Raw genomic sequence first — 16,658 nt, forward strand, 5'->3', positions numbered from 1 at the left:
TTATGATGCTATGGGATCGCCGTTTTGTTGCCTATGCTTTCATCTGCTTATACCTGCTCCTCTTGTTGTCAAGCTGCTCCACGGATATTCGTGAGCTGAATCAAGTTTCGATCGTCATGGCAACCGGCATCGATTGGGATCAGGACACGAACAAGCATCAGATTACCGTATATACGCTTCAGCCTACGAGTAAAGGAACGAACGCAACGCAACAAGATTCACTCAACGAATGGCTCGGTTCTGCTACAGGCAATTCAATTATGGAAAGTGCCCAACATTTACGATTTCGAGCTAGTAAAAAACTGTTTTGGTTTCATAATCGCATTTTCATCATCAGTCGAGACGCGGCTCGTCATTCGATGCCCGAAATTATTGATTTTTTACAACGCAATCGAGAAATTCGAAGTACCAGCCTTGTGCTAATCAGTGACGTGAATGCAGAACAAATATTGAAAACGAAGCCCGAAACGCAAGATTTAGTCGTTAATGAACTGTTTGGCATGATACGCAATCAAGATGAGACTGGCAACAGCTTAGGTATTTCCGTAAAAGATTTAATAAACAAAGATGCAAATCCAACACAAGGTTATATAACAGGGCGAGTCGTTACGAGAACACCTAAAGAAAAGTCAGAACCCGTTCTAGCACTGCATGGATCGGCTCTTTTACAAAAGGGAACGTTCGTTAACTGGCTCTCCAGCGATGAGACCGCAATCGTGCGCTTATTGACGGACCCGGACAAAGACAAAGTTCAAACTACCTTTGTTGTGAAGGATCAGGAACATGACTTTGACAGCATTACGGCTCAAGTCGCTATTAAGTCGAGAAAAATCCGCTCGTACTTTGTCGGTGATCAACCAGAGATGGATATTTATTTTGACTTCACCTGCATCATTAATGAACTTAAGCATAATCAAACTGCGAATCAAATGAATATACCCGCTTTAGAAAAGGTTATTAAGAAATCAATCCAACAAAACTTCCAACACGTCATTACAAAGGCGCAAAGAAAAGTAAAAGTAGACTATTTAGAATTCGGGAACCACCTATATCAGCATCATCCCAATAAATGGAAACAAATACAACCTAAGTGGAATACTGTATTTGAAAAAATGCCTGTACACGTCACGGTCAATCTAACAATATGGAATACCGGTAATGTTCAGTAGTGGAAAGGAGCCAAATTGGTGAACCTGATTTACATCATTCTGATCCTATATTTCTCTTATATGGTTGGGGCCATTGTTCATTTACGGAAGAAGCATGAAAAACGCAGACTGTTCGTTTTTTCGTTCGTATCTCTATTGGGCATCTTGTATACGGTTGCCATCATCGCGGATTGGCCCATGCCTACCCCAGAGAGCATAGAGCGTTTACTATATCGTCCTGTCTCGGACTACATTAGACAGCATGTATTAGGACTTTAATTCAAGGGAGTACATTTCATGGGCGACAATGGAAAAATTTCGTCACTGCAACTTGGGTATTTAATTTTCACCTATTTATCAGGATTCGCTACGCTATATATGCTGGAAATTAAAATGCTGGGGACAGACGCTTGGATGTCTATTTTTTTGGCGATGCTTGGCAGCTTAGTGCTGTTAGGGATTCTACTGTACATACAACGACAATTCCCAGAACAAACGATATTTGAATATACAGAGCAATTGGTTGGAAAATGGATCGGGAAAGGTTTCATGATCGTGTTCCTCTACTATTGCTTTGAGTTATGTACGCTAACGAGTAAAGCATTGACCGTGTTCTATACGACGGCCATTATGCCAAAAACACCAAGCTATGTATTTAATCTGCTCATTTTTATTGCCATGACCTACGCCGCTTATTTAGGCCTCGAGACGATCGGCAGAACCGCTCAAATTATACTGCCATTAGCTGTTATTTCACTAACTGCGGTATGTGTATTAATAGCTAGCATCATCGATACAAATCCATTCTTGCCTATGTTTCAAAGTTCGGCGAAGCAGCTTGCCTATTCATCATTTAGAACGTACGCTTTTCCATTTAGTAAAATTATTGTATTCGCAGCCGTGTTTGCTCGCGTCAAAGATAAAGAAGCTGTTTCACGAAATTCGATGATCGCCATTATTTTGGCGGGGATCTATTTCTTTAGTGCCACTTATTTAACGATAGGCTCTATTGGCCCATATCTAGCTGAGATTAAAATGTATCCATTTTTCACAGCTATTAGTATGGTACGCATCGGGGATGACATTGAGCGGTTTGAAATTGTATCCATAGGCTTTTGGACGATGCTCGTTATATTTGAAGGTATACTCGCGTTGTATGTAGCTATGAAGTGCATCCAATATTTATTTTCTTTGCCTGATACGAAATGGCTCCATGTCCCGACCGCCTTACTCTTGTTCGGATTGAGCGAAAAAAGCTTTACGAATGGCTCGGCGAGTATTATGAAATACGACTATACAACCTATCCTTATACGAGTCTTATACCAACAACGATCATTCCTTTGATCTTGCTTGTCATGACCATTGTAAAAAAACGCGCAAAAAAGTAAGGCATCAACTGCATGTCACATGCTAGCTGATGCCTCTTTTCATGTCTTATCTTAGTCGTGAATTGCCTGTAGCTACTAGCCTTTAATTAGAGCGATGTTCAATCCATTTTACAAAATGCTCGATGTAGCTTTGAATGTTCTGCTTGGTGCGCTCATCCGAAACGATTTTCAGCTCGGCATTTACTTTTTCATGTACCTGCGAAATACGCACTTTTTGAAATGGCAGACAAGGAACTTGCATCGCTTCAAGTGTATGTCGAAGCTGTACTTGAGCTAGTGCCGTGCCTAACCCACCAGGTGTCGCCCCAATAATCCCTACCGGCTTTCCTTGCAAGGCTCCAGATCTTGGCGGGCGAGATGCCCAATCCAACGCATTTTTGAGCACTCCGGGAATACCCGAATTGTACTCCGGCGTGACAATTACAATACCGTCCGCATCTCGGAGCCCATTATTAAATGTCACTACGGCTGCTGGCAGCTCCCCCGCTTCCAAATCTTCGTTATATAGAGGGAGATCACCAATCTCAATCCAATGAAAAGCAGCAAGAATGTTCAAATCCACAATCGTATTTGCAATGATGCGATTATAGGATTGTTTTCGCAAACTTCCACATATAAGCCCAATCTTCTTAGACATGATAAGCCCCTCTTCCTGAAATGTTATTTCTTTACTATTTCCTAGAAGGCTGTACTTATGCGATATCAAGTTATATAAAGGGCCACTGCTATTAGTAGTAACTTATTTTTCAGCTATATTGCATACATAGAAGGAAACCGCAGTAATTTTTACTGTTTCACCTGTATGACGAAGCGCAGCACCCTGTGCCTCAACTAGGTCGAAATACTTCGTATATATTTTTGCTTCATCAAGCTTTTCCGTTGCATATGGCGCCTCTTCTATGTAATAACGCCCATCCTCGTATTTTAAAACATGACCGTTTCTCTCTATTGACATGTGCCACCTCTTAGAAATTAGTATGCTATGTATTAGACAACATAAGACTATGATACCATGTTGTTAACGATAAACTAAAATCTCTATTCATCTTTTCATATTGCTCCATGTCCTCTTCAGAAATCGAACATATTCCCATAATAAGATACCCATCTAATTCTCGTGTAATAAACTCATAAATTTGTTCATAATCTCGTCCGTCTCTAAGCAATCTGATTAAATTTGTCGTTAAACGATCGTATACTTCATTTGGAGAACCGTCTGCAATTAATTCTAATGGATCCCATTCAGTAACTAGATATTTAACCTGCATAAATAAATCTTTACATTTGCTATTTAACTTTCTCAAATCAGCAGCACGTGATGAAATAATCTGTGCATCAACATATCTCTCAATCAATCCTTCGTCGTATTCTTTCACTCTAATACCATATTCGGTACCTCGGTGTGGTAACTTCCATTTTACACAAAACCAGCATGGGCCTTTTCTTTTTTATCTGTCACACTTCATTTTACAATCCGTCATATAAAAAAGACCATAGCAGCAACGCTTGGTCTTTTCATAAAAAATATCAATTATTGTATGTCTAAATCCAGAATAGCATTGTAACTAACATGATAATTACTTACCTGCTTTATGTATCATTTCAAAGTCATGGAAACGATCCTCAAAATAACCAATTGAATCCCAACAATCTCCTAGATCTATATAAAGATCATCAATTGTCTTTTTTGATGAGCCGAACCTCTTCATTAAAGATTCTTTATATTCCTCCATTGTATTACCGTCGAATACATAATCGGTTGCACAATATTTATCACCCATGTATATAGCCTGTATTTCACCCATATAAGACGCTATTTCATAACAAATCATTCTCATTTCATTTCGATGCTCAAGATCACTTAAAAAAGAAAGCCACCTAGTAGCAGAAGACAGCTCGACTATATGCCGATTGAATAACAAATCAAATCCCCCTGGTCCATCCAGCTCAATATATCCGTCAGCCTCTAACTTTTCTTCAATCGTATTTGTTACAGAGTGCTCATAGCTAAAGTAGCTCCATTTCCATATAGTATTTAGATGCGGATTATTTTTCACTATTTCTTCGCTAAACTTTTGTAGTGTCGGGAACTTACTACCTTGATTTAGATCATCACATAACTGATACATATCTTCTGAACTAAGTGTGTTACGAAATACTGCGGAGAAATTCACTCCCATTGCTATCCATCCTCCATATAAATGTCATTGTAATTTCCACAAGTTTCGCTATCAAAGGGGCCATTTGCACTACCTTACTTATACCATGCAATGCATGAACAAGAAACAGAATACATCAACAAACAAACTTACCCAAATATCTGAGCCGCTATTCCATATAAAGTACTGTTGCGTAATGGTAGCTGCTTTGAATTTTTAATCATTATCGGAGGCTGATTTACTTTAATAAATCCGCATTTTTCTAAATGCGCCATTAATCTGTCGTTCCCAGATGGAATATCAATTCTTAATTTACCGACATAATGGTTGCACAATTTATCAATTAATAAAGCTGCTATGTAATCATCCGGGGCGACGATAGGTCCTAGAATCAAGTTAACAGGTCCTAATATAGATAAACCAAAGCCTATAATAGTTCCATTAGAATCTCTGACAACTAGTGCTTCTTTTGCTTGCTTTATCCGATGGATAAGAAGGTTTTCTCGTTCCAATCCCCTATTCTCATACATAGGTATTCCTTCGTTTGTCGCAATTAACATTGCGCAGGATAAAACTCCCTAAAATGTACAATAAAAATGCTATTCGCACTATGAAAATAATGGAGGATTCAGTATAAAAATTGCAATTGTCTGTTTCGATAATTTCGCTGACCATTCAGCTAGGCTGTTTACAGCACAAGAACTCTCGGCTTGGATGATTAAAACATTAGTTCATGAAGAAATGGTCGACATTGTATTAGAAACGGTTCAGCCTGTAGGAAAGGATTTATACTTTTAAATGCATGAAAAAGACCAAGCGTAGAAAACGCTTGGTCTTTTATGATCAGCTACTAATGAATTGGATGTACCATAGTCTGCAACCAATACATTACTGTGGACGCTCAATCGAGAACAATTTCCCTAACGACGAATAATAGCTCCCGGCCATTCGGCTCACAGGCTGCAGCTGCTCCGCATCAATACGTCCGTCCTCGTAGATATCATCCGCAATATGCGCAAGAACGACGCGAGCAATGAGCAGATCACAAGCAGGTGTTTCATCCGCACCACCTAGTGGGATGGACTTCTCAAGCACACACTCCATGCGAATTTTAGATTCTGCTATCCCAGGTACACGGATCGATTCGCTTTCAATCGGAGTTAAGCGAGCAAGTTCAACTTCACTCACATATGGCGGCACGTTTGCAGCTGTTTCGTTGACAGCCTTTACGATAGCTTCATCGACGATATGGATAACAAGTTCAGCAGATTCAATCGCATTTCTCGCTGTATCCTTCATCACGCCTGCTTTGCGCTGAACCGATACAGAGAGCATCGGTGGATTGCTGGATACGATAGAGAAATAACTAAACGGAGCTGCATTCAGTACACCTTCTTGTGACAGCGTCGTGATAAAAGCAATCGGCCTTGGCACAACACTGCCAATAAGCAGCTTATAAGCATCTTTATCCGTAAGTTGTGTTACATCTATCGATATCATAACTGATCTCCTCGCATTAAATTATCTTGAATTAAAGATAATTTAAAACAACGATTCTGTCAACTTGCTACTGCTGCAGCACATCGTCAATTAGAGTTATTACCTTATCCACCGCTTGATTCGTTACACTTTTCTTCATTGCTTCTATATAGTATTCACGCTGTTCATACACGTCGAGCACAACACGGACAAATTGCTCCTCTGTCATTTCTTCCTGACGCAGCATAGTCGCATACCCTTTATTACAAAAATACTGCGCATTGATCAACTGTCCCGTCTTTGTCCCGCCTACCGTATGAGGAATGAGCAGCATTGGTTTTCTCAGTGCCAACAGTTCATGAATCGTATTGGAACCAGCCCGAGACACGACTACATCAGCCATTGCCACAAGATCCGGGTATAATTGACCAACGAACTCAAACTGCTTATAGTCATCATGATTTATCATGGCATCCAGCTTCCCTGCCCCACAAATATGAACCACTTGAAAGTGCAGAAGCACATATGGCAGCGTACTTCGCACAATATCATTTATGCGCTGTGCCCCTTGACTTCCTCCGACAACAAGCAAGATGGGCTTGTCCTTCGTAAACGCACAAGCTGCACGCCCACGCTCTGCGCTTACATGCTGCAGCTCTTCTTTTACAATAGCACCAACATGAACGGTTTTATTCGATGGATATTGCGTAGCCGTTTCTTCAAATGTCGTACACATCTTCGTACACAATGCATAAGAAATACGATTTGCCAATCCCAAATTCACATCAGGTTCAAAAATCACAATAGGCACCCTACGGAGACGTGCACCGATGACGACAGGTACAGAGACAAAGCCCCCTTTGGAAAATAAAATATCGGGTTTTACTTTTCCGACAATAAAATAAGCTTGAATTATGCCCTTCAGCACGTTGAACATGTCTGTTAGATTGCTCCAAGACATATATCTTCTTAGTTTACCCGTAGAAATACAGTGATACGTAACGTCCTCATACTGTGAAATCATTTTACGCTCTATTCCATGCTCTGAGCCAACATAATGAAGTTCACATCCTTTAGCAGCAAACTTCGGCAGAAGTACCGTGTTAGCAGTCACATGCCCTGCCGTCCCGCCACCAGTAAAAAGGATTCGTTTTCTTTTCATAGAAAACCGCCCGAACGCAGCATCTTTTCCGTTTCCCCTTTGCTCATAAGCATATGCTCCGAATCATACTTGTCAAAGGAAACTCGTTCAAATCGTTCATAATGCTTTTGCAGCCCTGCTATTGGAAAATTCGGCAGAATGACAAAATACTTCTCATTGAAATGCATCGATGTTTCACTTTCGCATTCGGAGATTAGCATCTCGTGCAGCGTTTCTCCTGGACGAACTCCTGTCTCTATAAGATGTAAATCTGGCTTTCCTTGCTGCTCCATCAACACTTTCGCGATATCAATAATTTTGCAGGCAGGCATTTTAGAAACAAATATTTCACCGCCATATCCATGATCGGTTGCCGTTAGCAGCATGTCCACTGCTTCTTCTAGGGCAATAAAAAATCGCGTCATCCGCATATCCGTAATCGTAACATCCAAGTTCTGTTCAATCTGACGCTTGAAGATCGGAATCACACTTCCTGTCGAACCTAGCACATTTCCACTTCGTACGGAGATGAATTTCGTTGCCGTACTTTTTTCATTGGCATGGATAATAAGACGTTCTCCAAGGGCTTTCGTCATTCCGTACGTATTCGATGGATTCGATGCTTTATCTGTAGACACATAGATGACTTTGCTAATCTGATTCTCAATCGCAGCATCTATAACATGCTGTGTGCCAATCACATTTATTTTAAATGCCATATCTGGCTGCTGTTCACAAATCGGAACATGTTTAAGTGCAGCTGTATGGTAGATATAATCCACGCCTTTGCTCGCTATCATGAGCTCATCTTTATTTCGAATATCACCAATGATAAACTTCAACCGAGCATCACGAAAATGCTGCTTCATCTCTACCTGCAATGCTTCGTTACGTGAGAAAATGCGAATTTCTGCTGGATTCAACTCCAATAGTTTGTAAACAAGCGCATAGCCCCAAGAACCCGTGCCTCCTGTAATTAAAATCGTTTTGTTGAACATGGTTTCTCCTCCGTACCCATATGAATTCTATGTCTAGTAACTATTTATTCAATTCCTTTTTAAGTACATCCCAGATTGGGCTATTGTCGTTGCCGTATACATATGGCACACCTTTTTCTTGCGCCTCCCAATATTTCCAATGAGGCTTGCCTGTACCAAGCTCGTAATCCATGCCTTCCCATGTATCTTCACGAAATGCATAGAAAGACCAGTGCCATCCATACTCATCGAAAATAGAAATCAAATCAGCCAAGTACTGATCAGCACCACTTACCATTCGGTTAATACCGAATTCAGCTGCAATGATACGATTAGCCGGAATTTGATGCTCAGCTGCCCATTTTGCAACAGGATCTAAAAATTGCTTCAAAGATTCACGATTAAACTCTTTTTCCTCTTTGTTTTCCCTACCTTTACTTTTCCTGGGTAAGCGTAAGTAAAGCCCTTGCGCTGAAGTTTAGCAAAATCCTCTTCAACAATGCCTTCATATCCGTTTGCGCTGCCAATGAGGAAATCCTTTTCTGGTTCAGGGTCAGGTTTGTCCTTAAAGAAAATATCAGAGTCCTTTCCCCATTTGTCTGGCGCGAGACGAACGAACTCGATATTATTTTCTTTCGCAGCTGTATAGTTTTCTGGTAGTGATGTAGAGTTCATAAAATTCGTACCTTTGCGCTGCTCGTTCCAAAAACTAATTTTTCCAGTCTGCTCTTCTATTTTCGTTTCCGTTTGTATGTCTGGTGCTGGGACAGGCCCTGTCTTCTGTGCCGTCGACGTACATCCCGTAGTAAACATAAGGCATATCGCCAATAGTACAAATGTATGCTTTTTCATTTTTTGTGACAATACCCATTTGCTACATTTTGATTTACTAGTTGATTTCATATTTTCACCTCGCATTCATCATAATTCGCTTCTGTTACACCAATGTGACATTTACACAGAAACTGTTTTTTCACTTTTTATATGAATACAGGAGAACAGACGGTTACATAAAAACAACAATAATCATGGTAAATGTAGACATCTTGGCTGATATTCATTACAATCCAAATGTAGAACATCCCTATCTCATCATGCATTGGAGCTGATAATATGAATCTATCTCGAAATGATAGACTGACACGCTGGATATGGTGTTTTGTCATCATTGGCATGCTGGCAAGTATCCCCTTGGTATATCAACGTGTGGCAACGGAGAACACGTCACACAGCACCCAATTTGTCATGCATTATAGAGATCTGCTGCAAATATCGGATACACAGCTTCACCCCGCTTCGTTTATCCAAGAACAGCTGAATACGATGAAGGAAGCTGGTATTAACGCCATTGCAGTACATGAAAGCACACTTCAAGAGCTCCTGTTAAGCCGAAAAATAGATATGTATTCCTCACGCGAAGTCAGCGTGCTGACCTCCCAACCCATTTCACCTCAAGAAAACTTCACCTATATCCTTTTTACGGATTCGAATAGTCGAACTCAAATGAACCAGTTCATTGAACAGCAAGCACAACGTTTGAACATTACCACCCATCGTTGGACATTGAACGAACAAGATGGACTCGTCTTAGAAATACCAATAAAAGATGCTTCCATCATGCCGCTCGATTACGATCCTCTCACCTTACAAATGCTGAAGCAGCAGCAGTTCGACATCGTTGCTTATATATCCAACCGCCGTCCATTTGACGCTCATTCTCTCGACCAAACGCTAGCCATGCTTCGCAGTTATGGAGTAAATACGTTGGTGATTGATGGAGAATCTGTACCTGGTGTAACAAAGTCCATCAGCGAACTAGACGACAATATTAAGCTTACAGCTGATTTAATGCGCAAGCACGGTCTGAAACTCGCTCTGCCCGAACTGCAAAAGACCGAGCCCATCGGATTGCAGGCACTCGCTTCCAAGCTGGATAATCAGATCATTCGCACACATATTTTCAGCGACTTCGATTCGAGTAAACTAATGAGTACGCTTAATGACAAGCAGCTCGAAGCACTCATAACCAGATTTACAGATCGGCTAGTGCTTGCGGTTAAAGATCGCAATATCCGCACGATTCTCATTTCCGCCAAGCCAGCTGTAAGTACGAGTACAGGCACCTACGACAATCCACTTGTACCGTTGTATGCTATGTTGCATGGAGAACAAGGAGTTACTTCACGGTTAGCAAAGTTCGGCATTCAGGTCGGACAAGCTCCTGTATTTGAGGTGAAAGAAGTCCCTGCGCAGCTGCTATGGAAGTGGCTTATGATTGGGGTCGGTATTGCTATTATCGCTTTACTTATTGGATGCTTCTATCCCCCTCTCCTACTGCCGAGTTTGCTGCTGGGCATCGCTGCTGCTGTTGGACTCTATGTACTATCGCCTTTATGGCTCTACAAACTAATTGCGTTAGGCGCTTGTATTGCCGCACCTACCGTTGCTCTCATCTTGGCCATCCGCACATTACGCAATAAGCAAAGCTTATCCCTATCTCCTACACAACGCATCGTAGCAGGCGCAGCTCTATTTATCCGTACTTCGATCATCTCCCTTATCGGAGGAATGGTAATCGTCAGCTTGCTAAACGACATCGTGTTTCTATTAAAAGTCGATCAATTCCAAGGTGTAGGGCTGGCTAGTATTATTCCAATAGGTTTTGTCGCGCTTTACTTACTATTTTTTGATAAAAACGAGCTATCTTTACGAGAAAAAGCTCAATTTGTTAAACGTATTTTACTTACGCCAATCACGATACTTTGGTGTGTAATTGCAGTAGCCTGCTCTGCCGTTCTTCTTTATTATTTTATTCGCACAGGAAATTCCGGCGTCGTTTCACCGATCGAGTTATTGTTCCGTGCTTTGTTAGAGCAAACGCTCGGTGTCCGTCCACGTCTAAAGGAATTTTTGTTTGCGTATCCACTCTTCTTCCTCGGTGCTTATTTAGCATTAAGCAAGGTGAAGGCTGGCATTATCATTTTCTCGATTAGCATTATTGGTCAAATTTCTCTCGTAAACACATTCGCCCATCTGCATACACCGCTTATCATTTCCTTTATCCGTGTAGGCTTAGGTATGGTGCTCGGAATTATAATGGGCATACTTGCTATAGCGGCTTGGCATATCGTTTGTTTAATTTGGAACTATGGGAAAAAGCGTTGGTCGATCCTTACAAATTAACGAGTGAGAGTCAAGAGCAAGAGCTAGAACCATGCTTCTCTCAACGACAAGGGCCGTCTCTGCGTGGAGCCTCCATTTGTTAGAACCCATCAAAAGGGTTAACATTTTGGAGGACAATTCCCACGTGAGACAGCCCTACTTATACATAAATATTGAAATAACGATACATCTATCTGACATTACTACTAATTTGCTAGGCTACTCTTCCAACAAATTTCGCTGGAATTTTGCCATTGCCGCATACTCCTCTTCTAACCTACGTGGAAGGGAAATAAAGATCGGAAGCAACTGGTGATACAGCTTCGCATGCTCTTTAACAGGCTTATGCTCATGAGATGCGCCTACCATCGTCGAAACAATATCCAATGAGTCTGTTCGCCCCGTTGCATAGAGCCCCAGTACAACCGCACCCAAGCAAGAGCTTTCATAACTTTCTGGAATAACCACTTCCTGATCGAAAATGTCTGCCATCATTTGTCGCCACAGCTCCGAACGGGCAAAGCCACCAGTCGCATGAATGCGATGAGGTCGACCAATCTGCTCCTCCATCGCCAAAAGCACCGTGTACAGATTGAATATGATCCCTTCCAGCACCGCACGAATCATATGCTCTTTACGATGATGCATCGTCAAGCCAAAGAAGGAGCCTCGCGCATCCGCATTCCAGAGCGGAGCACGCTCACCTGTGAAGAACGGATGGAACAACAATCCATCTGCTCCAGGCCGTACACGCTCAGCAATTTGCGTGAGCAGATCATACGGATCGATGCCTAGGCGCTTCGCAGCTTCCACTTCCGATGCGGCAAGCTCGTCGCGTACCCAGCGGAACAGCATACCACCATTGTTTACAGGGCCGCCTACTACCCAATGCTTGTCTGTTAACGCATAGCAGAACGTACGTCCTTTCGGGTCAGTAACAGGCCGATCGACTACCGTACGGATCGCTCCGCTTGTCCCGATTGTAACGGCAACCACTCCTGGCTGAATCGCATTGACACCTAGATTGGACAATACGCCATCACTAGCTCCCACGATAAAGGTTGTCTCTGGATCGAGCCCCATCTCACGGGCATAAGCCATATCCAATCCGTTCATCTGATGCGTAGTTGGTACAAGCTCAGACAGCTGCGCTCTACTTACGCCAGCAATTTGGAGTGCTCCCTCATCCCAATCAAGCTTCTGCAAGTTAAACATACCTGTCGCAGAAGCGATGGAGTAATCTACTACATATTTGCCGAACAACTTCGCAAATACATACTCTTTAATCGAAATAAATTTGGTTGTCTTCGCAAACAGCTCCGGCTCTTCGTCACGCAGCCACATTAGCTTCGTAATCGGCGACATCGGATGAATCGGTGTTCCTGTACGACGATACAGCTCATGTCCGTTCATCTCCAGCTTCAAGCGCGCCGCATGAGCAGTACTCCGATTGTCTGCCCATGTAATGCATGGTGTCAATGGAACGCCTACCTTATCAACGGCGATAACACTATGCATCGCAGAGCTAAAAGAAACGAATAGGATATCGGATGGAGAGACGCTGCTATTCGACATGACCTGTTTAACCGATTGGATGACCGCCTGAAAAATCTGTTCCGGATTCTGCTCTGCAATCGTAGCATTAGGCGTAAATAAAGGGTACTCTTCCCCGCCTTTTGCTACGACTGTGCCATCTTCCTGAAACAGAACTGCCTTCGTACTCGTTGTACCAATATCGATACCGATCGTATATAGAACTTTGCTCATAACATAACCCTTCTTTCCTTCCACTGCCTTTATTGCATATTCAAAAAGTCCGTGATATCCGGACTTTTTGAACTGCCTCTATCTAAACGAACATGCTGAGAGCAAGAATAAGACCAAGTGCTACAACAGATAGTATCGTCTCCATTACCGTCCAAGACTTCAACGTCTGTGTAACTGACATGTTAAAGAATTCTTTAACCATCCAGAAACCTGCATCGTTAACGTGAGACAATACGATCGAACCAGCACCTGTTGCCAATACAACAAGCTCAACATTTACACCAGGGTTCATCGCTAGTACAGGAGCTACAATTCCAGCTGCCGTTGTCATCGCAACCGTTGCGGAACCAGTAGCGACGCGAATAAGTGCTGCTACTAACCAAGCAAACAGAATAATATTTACATTAGCTTGTGTTGCGATTTGCGCAATCGCGCCACCTACTCCACTATCAATAAGCACTTGCTTGAATGCTCCGCCACCACCGATGATCAAAATAATCGTTGCCGTTGGCGCCAAACATTCGCTGCTGAAGCGGGAAATGTCTTCCTTCGTAAATCCACGAGCAAAGCCAAGTGAGTAGAAGGAAAATACGACCGATATGAGCAAAGCAATGACTTCATGACCAATAAATTCAAAGAATATCGTCCAACTGCTTGTTGCTTCTGGATCTAGAATCAACGCCGCAGAGCCAGCTAACATTAGAATAACGGGTAAAAGAATCGTAAACAACGTAATTCCGAATCCAGGCAGTTTAATGTCGCCTTTTACAGCAAATTGCTCTTCTAAATTTGCAGGAGGCTGTACTTGAATACGCTTACCAATATATTTACCGAAGATAGGACCAGCAACAATTGCAGCTGGCAAACCTACGATCAAAGAATACAAAATTGTCATCCCAAGGTCAGCGTTGAATGCATCAATCGCAATCATCGGTGCCGGATGCGGAGGCACAAGACCGTGTACAATGGACAAACCTGCAAGAATCGGAATACCAATTTGCAATAGTGACATATTCGTTTTACGTGCAACGGTGAACACAATTGGAATCAATAGAATAAGACCAACTTCGAAAAATACCGGAATACCAACGATGAAACCTACAAACATCATGGACCAGTGAACGCGCTTCGCACCAAACTTATCAACGAGTGTCGTCGCAATTCGTTCTGCACCGCCGGACTCTGCCATCATCTTACCAAGCATTGTTCCGAGACCGATAACAATGGCGATCTTACCTAACGTACCGCCCATTCCGCCGATGACAGACTTCACGACATCCAACGGATTCATACCAGATAGAAGGCCGAGCATTAATGCAGCCAAGAGTAAAGTAACAAAAGGATTCCACTTATACTTCGCAATAAAGACAATCAAGAATGCAATGGATACAAAAGTCCAAACAAGCAATGTTGCTTCATGACTGAGACCGAAAATCGTGCTCATCAGAATGCCCTCCCTTGATGTACGTTCAATCTGAATTTTACTGTATACTAGTCGACAACTTTGCCCGCACCTTATTATTGCCTTACCTCCGTTTATTCGGGAGGAAGGCTTGTAACAAGGGTTTGACGTGAATCGGCAAAATATTGTTCGACGCCGCGCTTAATGACTTCAATGTCCTTCGATTGCAGTCCCTGCAACAACTCTCTATGCTTTTCAATCACATTTAGAAGTTTCTCTTCTCCCATTGAGAATACTTCCTCAGTCGTAATCAATAGGACAGTCAATACGATATGACGGATACTGTTCCACAGATGTTGGATTCGACGATGCTCTGCTGCCGCTATAATAGCTTCATGGAATGAAATATCCTGATAAGCAAATTCAACGACATCGTTATACTTGACCGCAAGCTCCATTTTATCAATAATCTGATTTAGTTGAGTGATCAACCGCTCCTGATCGACATCAGCTAGACGCTGCTGCACAAAGCTCTCAATCAAATATCGAACATCATACAATTCCTTAACGTCATCCAACGTCAACCCAATTACTACGGCGCCCATTCGTTCGAGACGAATAAGCCCTTCATTGGATAACGCTTTCAATGCTTCTCTAACTGGAGAACGACTCGTTCCAAAGTCAGCAGCTACCCGATTCTCGGAAATAACCTCGTCTGGCTTAATCGTTCCTTTAATAATTTGCAAACGCAATTCGCATGCGATACATTCACCTAATGAGGCTCCTTGAAGCCATGTTGACGGATAGTGCATATGATTCAACTCTTCCTAATGAAATAGATGATGCCGAAATCCAATCTAACGGCATGTCAGCTCTATCTTATCATATGCTCGCTTATCCAATCCATTTTGGTATGAAAATAGGTTGCTTAGTTGCTTTATCGCGTTAGTTATTTCGATACGACAGCATGACCTCCGAATTCGTTACGCAGTGCTGCGACTACTTTTCCATGGAAAGCATCTGTGTCGAGTGAGCGATATCTCATCATTAACGACATGGCAATGACAGGTGTGCTTGCTTGAAGATCAAGCGCTGTTTCCACTGTCCATTTCCCTTCACCAGAGCTGTGCATAACTCCACGAATGCTGTCCAACTTCGGATCTTTAGCAAAAGCATTTTGCGTCAGATCCATGAGCCAGCTGCGAATAACAGAGCCGTTCGACCACACACGAGCTACTTGCTCATAATCAAAGTCAAAGTCACTCTTCTCAAGTACTTCGAAGCCTTCTGCAATCGCTTGCATCATCCCATACTCAATACCGTTATGAATCATTTTCAAAAAGTGACCGCTTCCAAGTTTACCTGCATACAAATATCCTTGATCAACCGCCATATCGCGGAACAACGGCTCCAAGCACTTGAACACTTCAGCGTCGCCGCCAATCATGAAGCATCCCCCATGCTCAGCCCCATCTGTACCACCAGATGTACCAATGTCAAAGTAATGGATACCATGTGCTAGCATTTTTTCGCCACGAGCTATCGATTGCTTATAGTGCGAGTTCCCGCCGTCAATGACGATGTCTCCTGGAGACAATATCGGAAGCAATGTATCGATAACACTGTCTACGATCTCGCCTGCTGGAACCATCATCCATACGATACGTGGAGCATCAAGTTTATGTACAAGCTCCTCAATCGTCGCTGCTGGAACCGCACCTTCTGCTGCCAACTTCTCTCTTTGTTCAGGATTCACATCATAGACAACAGCTTCATGATCGTAACGCATCATATTGCGTACTAGATTGAATCCCATTTTGCCAAGACCTATCATGCCTACTTTCACTACATGTTCCCCCTTGCTAGCCTTTTTACTACAAGTATACTTGTATACAAGTTATCGCGTTGTTTGTATGATAACGCTTTCTTAGAAAGTTGTAAATAGTTTTTTAGAAAATTTAATATGAATATTCCATTTTTTTCGCAAAGAAAGACTATACCTCACTCGTTAAAAAGTACACGCAGGTATAGTCT

16 protein-coding genes and 2 pseudogenes are annotated in these 16,658 nt (G+C 42.3%); 5 read left to right on the forward strand and 13 right to left on the reverse strand.

Going from position 1 to position 16,658, the window contains the following annotated elements:
* Window positions 1–2 precede the first annotated feature (2 nt).
* From IFO66_RS13645 to IFO66_RS13655, 3 genes are read left to right on the forward strand one after another with little or no spacing between them, the layout of a single operon-like run.
* Window positions 3–1,169, forward strand: a complete 1,167-nt coding sequence (locus tag IFO66_RS13645) for a Ger(x)C family spore germination protein (protein WP_192025679.1) — start codon at window positions 3–5, stop codon at window positions 1,167–1,169.
* An 18-nt stretch (window positions 1,170–1,187) separates the two neighbouring features.
* Window positions 1,188–1,427 carry a hypothetical protein gene (locus IFO66_RS13650; protein WP_192025680.1) on the forward strand — a complete coding sequence of 80 codons (240 nt, stop codon included), beginning with the start codon at window positions 1,188–1,190 and terminating at the stop codon, window positions 1,425–1,427.
* Window positions 1,428–1,445: 18 nt separating this feature from the next.
* Window positions 1,446–2,537: a GerAB/ArcD/ProY family transporter gene (locus IFO66_RS13655; RefSeq protein ID WP_192025681.1), complete on the forward strand. Its 1,092-nt coding sequence runs from the start codon at window positions 1,446–1,448 to the stop codon at window positions 2,535–2,537.
* A gap of 82 nt (window positions 2,538–2,619) precedes the next feature.
* Here the strand turns inward: IFO66_RS13655 and IFO66_RS13660 are convergent, their stop codons facing one another.
* From IFO66_RS13660 to IFO66_RS13680, 5 genes are all read right to left on the reverse strand, one after another.
* Window positions 2,620–3,174, reverse strand: a complete 555-nt coding sequence (locus tag IFO66_RS13660) for an NADPH-dependent FMN reductase (protein ID WP_192025682.1) — start codon at window positions 3,172–3,174, stop codon at window positions 2,620–2,622.
* A gap of 102 nt (window positions 3,175–3,276) precedes the next feature.
* Entirely contained in the window at window positions 3,277–3,492 is a 216-nt protein-coding gene (locus IFO66_RS13665; protein ID WP_192025683.1) for a hypothetical protein, read from the reverse strand.
* Window positions 3,493–3,517: 25 nt separating this feature from the next.
* Entirely contained in the window at window positions 3,518–3,913 is a 396-nt protein-coding gene (locus IFO66_RS13670; protein ID WP_192025684.1) for a hypothetical protein, read from the reverse strand.
* Between the two features lie 201 nt (window positions 3,914–4,114).
* Window positions 4,115–4,717, reverse strand: coding sequence for a hypothetical protein (locus IFO66_RS13675; protein ID WP_192025685.1), 603 nt, complete (start codon window positions 4,715–4,717; stop codon window positions 4,115–4,117).
* 128 nt (window positions 4,718–4,845) lie between these two features.
* On the reverse strand, window positions 4,846–5,256 hold the full coding sequence (locus tag IFO66_RS13680) for a GNAT family N-acetyltransferase (protein WP_192025686.1): 411 nt from the start codon (window positions 5,254–5,256) through the stop codon (window positions 4,846–4,848).
* A gap of 115 nt (window positions 5,257–5,371) precedes the next feature.
* Between IFO66_RS13680 and IFO66_RS13685 the strand changes: the two are divergent.
* Window positions 5,372–5,494: pseudogene (locus IFO66_RS13685) on the forward strand (DJ-1/PfpI family protein); the annotation flags it as partial.
* A gap of 90 nt (window positions 5,495–5,584) precedes the next feature.
* Here the strand turns inward: IFO66_RS13685 and IFO66_RS13690 are convergent.
* From IFO66_RS13690 to IFO66_RS13705, 4 genes and pseudogenes are all read right to left on the reverse strand, one after another.
* The gene (locus IFO66_RS13690; RefSeq protein WP_192025687.1) at window positions 5,585–6,196 is read right to left on the reverse strand and encodes a flavin reductase family protein; all 612 of its coding nucleotides are present in this window, start codon (window positions 6,194–6,196) and stop codon (window positions 5,585–5,587) included.
* Between the two features lie 67 nt (window positions 6,197–6,263).
* A complete protein-coding gene (locus tag IFO66_RS13695; protein WP_192025688.1) occupies window positions 6,264–7,337 on the reverse strand; it encodes an undecaprenyldiphospho-muramoylpentapeptide beta-N-acetylglucosaminyltransferase in 1,074 nt (357 codons plus the stop codon).
* Window positions 7,334–8,314: a polysaccharide biosynthesis protein gene (locus IFO66_RS13700; protein WP_192025689.1), complete on the reverse strand. Its 981-nt coding sequence runs from the start codon at window positions 8,312–8,314 to the stop codon at window positions 7,334–7,336. Before IFO66_RS13700 ends, IFO66_RS13695 begins: the two co-directional genes overlap by 4 nt.
* 40 nt (window positions 8,315–8,354) lie before the next feature.
* Window positions 8,355–9,211: pseudogene (locus tag IFO66_RS13705) on the reverse strand (hypothetical protein).
* A gap of 195 nt (window positions 9,212–9,406) precedes the next feature.
* Between IFO66_RS13705 and IFO66_RS13710 the strand changes: the two are divergent.
* Entirely contained in the window at window positions 9,407–11,476 is a 2,070-nt protein-coding gene (locus IFO66_RS13710; RefSeq protein WP_192025690.1) for a DUF5693 family protein, read from the forward strand.
* Window positions 11,477–11,674: 198 nt separating this feature from the next.
* Here IFO66_RS13710 and gntK read toward each other — a convergent pair whose 3' ends face one another.
* The 4 genes from gntK to gnd form a co-directional block, all read right to left on the reverse strand.
* Window positions 11,675–13,222: a gluconokinase gene (gene gntK, locus IFO66_RS13715; RefSeq protein ID WP_192025691.1), complete on the reverse strand. Its 1,548-nt coding sequence runs from the start codon at window positions 13,220–13,222 to the stop codon at window positions 11,675–11,677.
* Between the two features lie 82 nt (window positions 13,223–13,304).
* Window positions 13,305–14,666, reverse strand: coding sequence for a GntP family permease (locus IFO66_RS13720; RefSeq protein WP_192025692.1), 1,362 nt, complete (start codon window positions 14,664–14,666; stop codon window positions 13,305–13,307).
* Between the two features lie 92 nt (window positions 14,667–14,758).
* Window positions 14,759–15,436: a GntR family transcriptional regulator gene (locus tag IFO66_RS13725; protein ID WP_192025693.1), complete on the reverse strand. Its 678-nt coding sequence runs from the start codon at window positions 15,434–15,436 to the stop codon at window positions 14,759–14,761.
* A 137-nt stretch (window positions 15,437–15,573) separates the two neighbouring features.
* Window positions 15,574–16,470: a phosphogluconate dehydrogenase (NAD(+)-dependent, decarboxylating) gene (gene gnd, locus IFO66_RS13730; RefSeq protein WP_192025694.1), complete on the reverse strand. Its 897-nt coding sequence runs from the start codon at window positions 16,468–16,470 to the stop codon at window positions 15,574–15,576.
* Window positions 16,471–16,658: the final 188 nt, after the last annotated feature.

This window comes from Paenibacillus arenosi (assembly GCF_014841135.1).
In the GTDB taxonomy this organism is placed as follows: domain Bacteria; phylum Bacillota; class Bacilli; order Paenibacillales; family Paenibacillaceae; genus Paenibacillus_B; species Paenibacillus_B arenosi.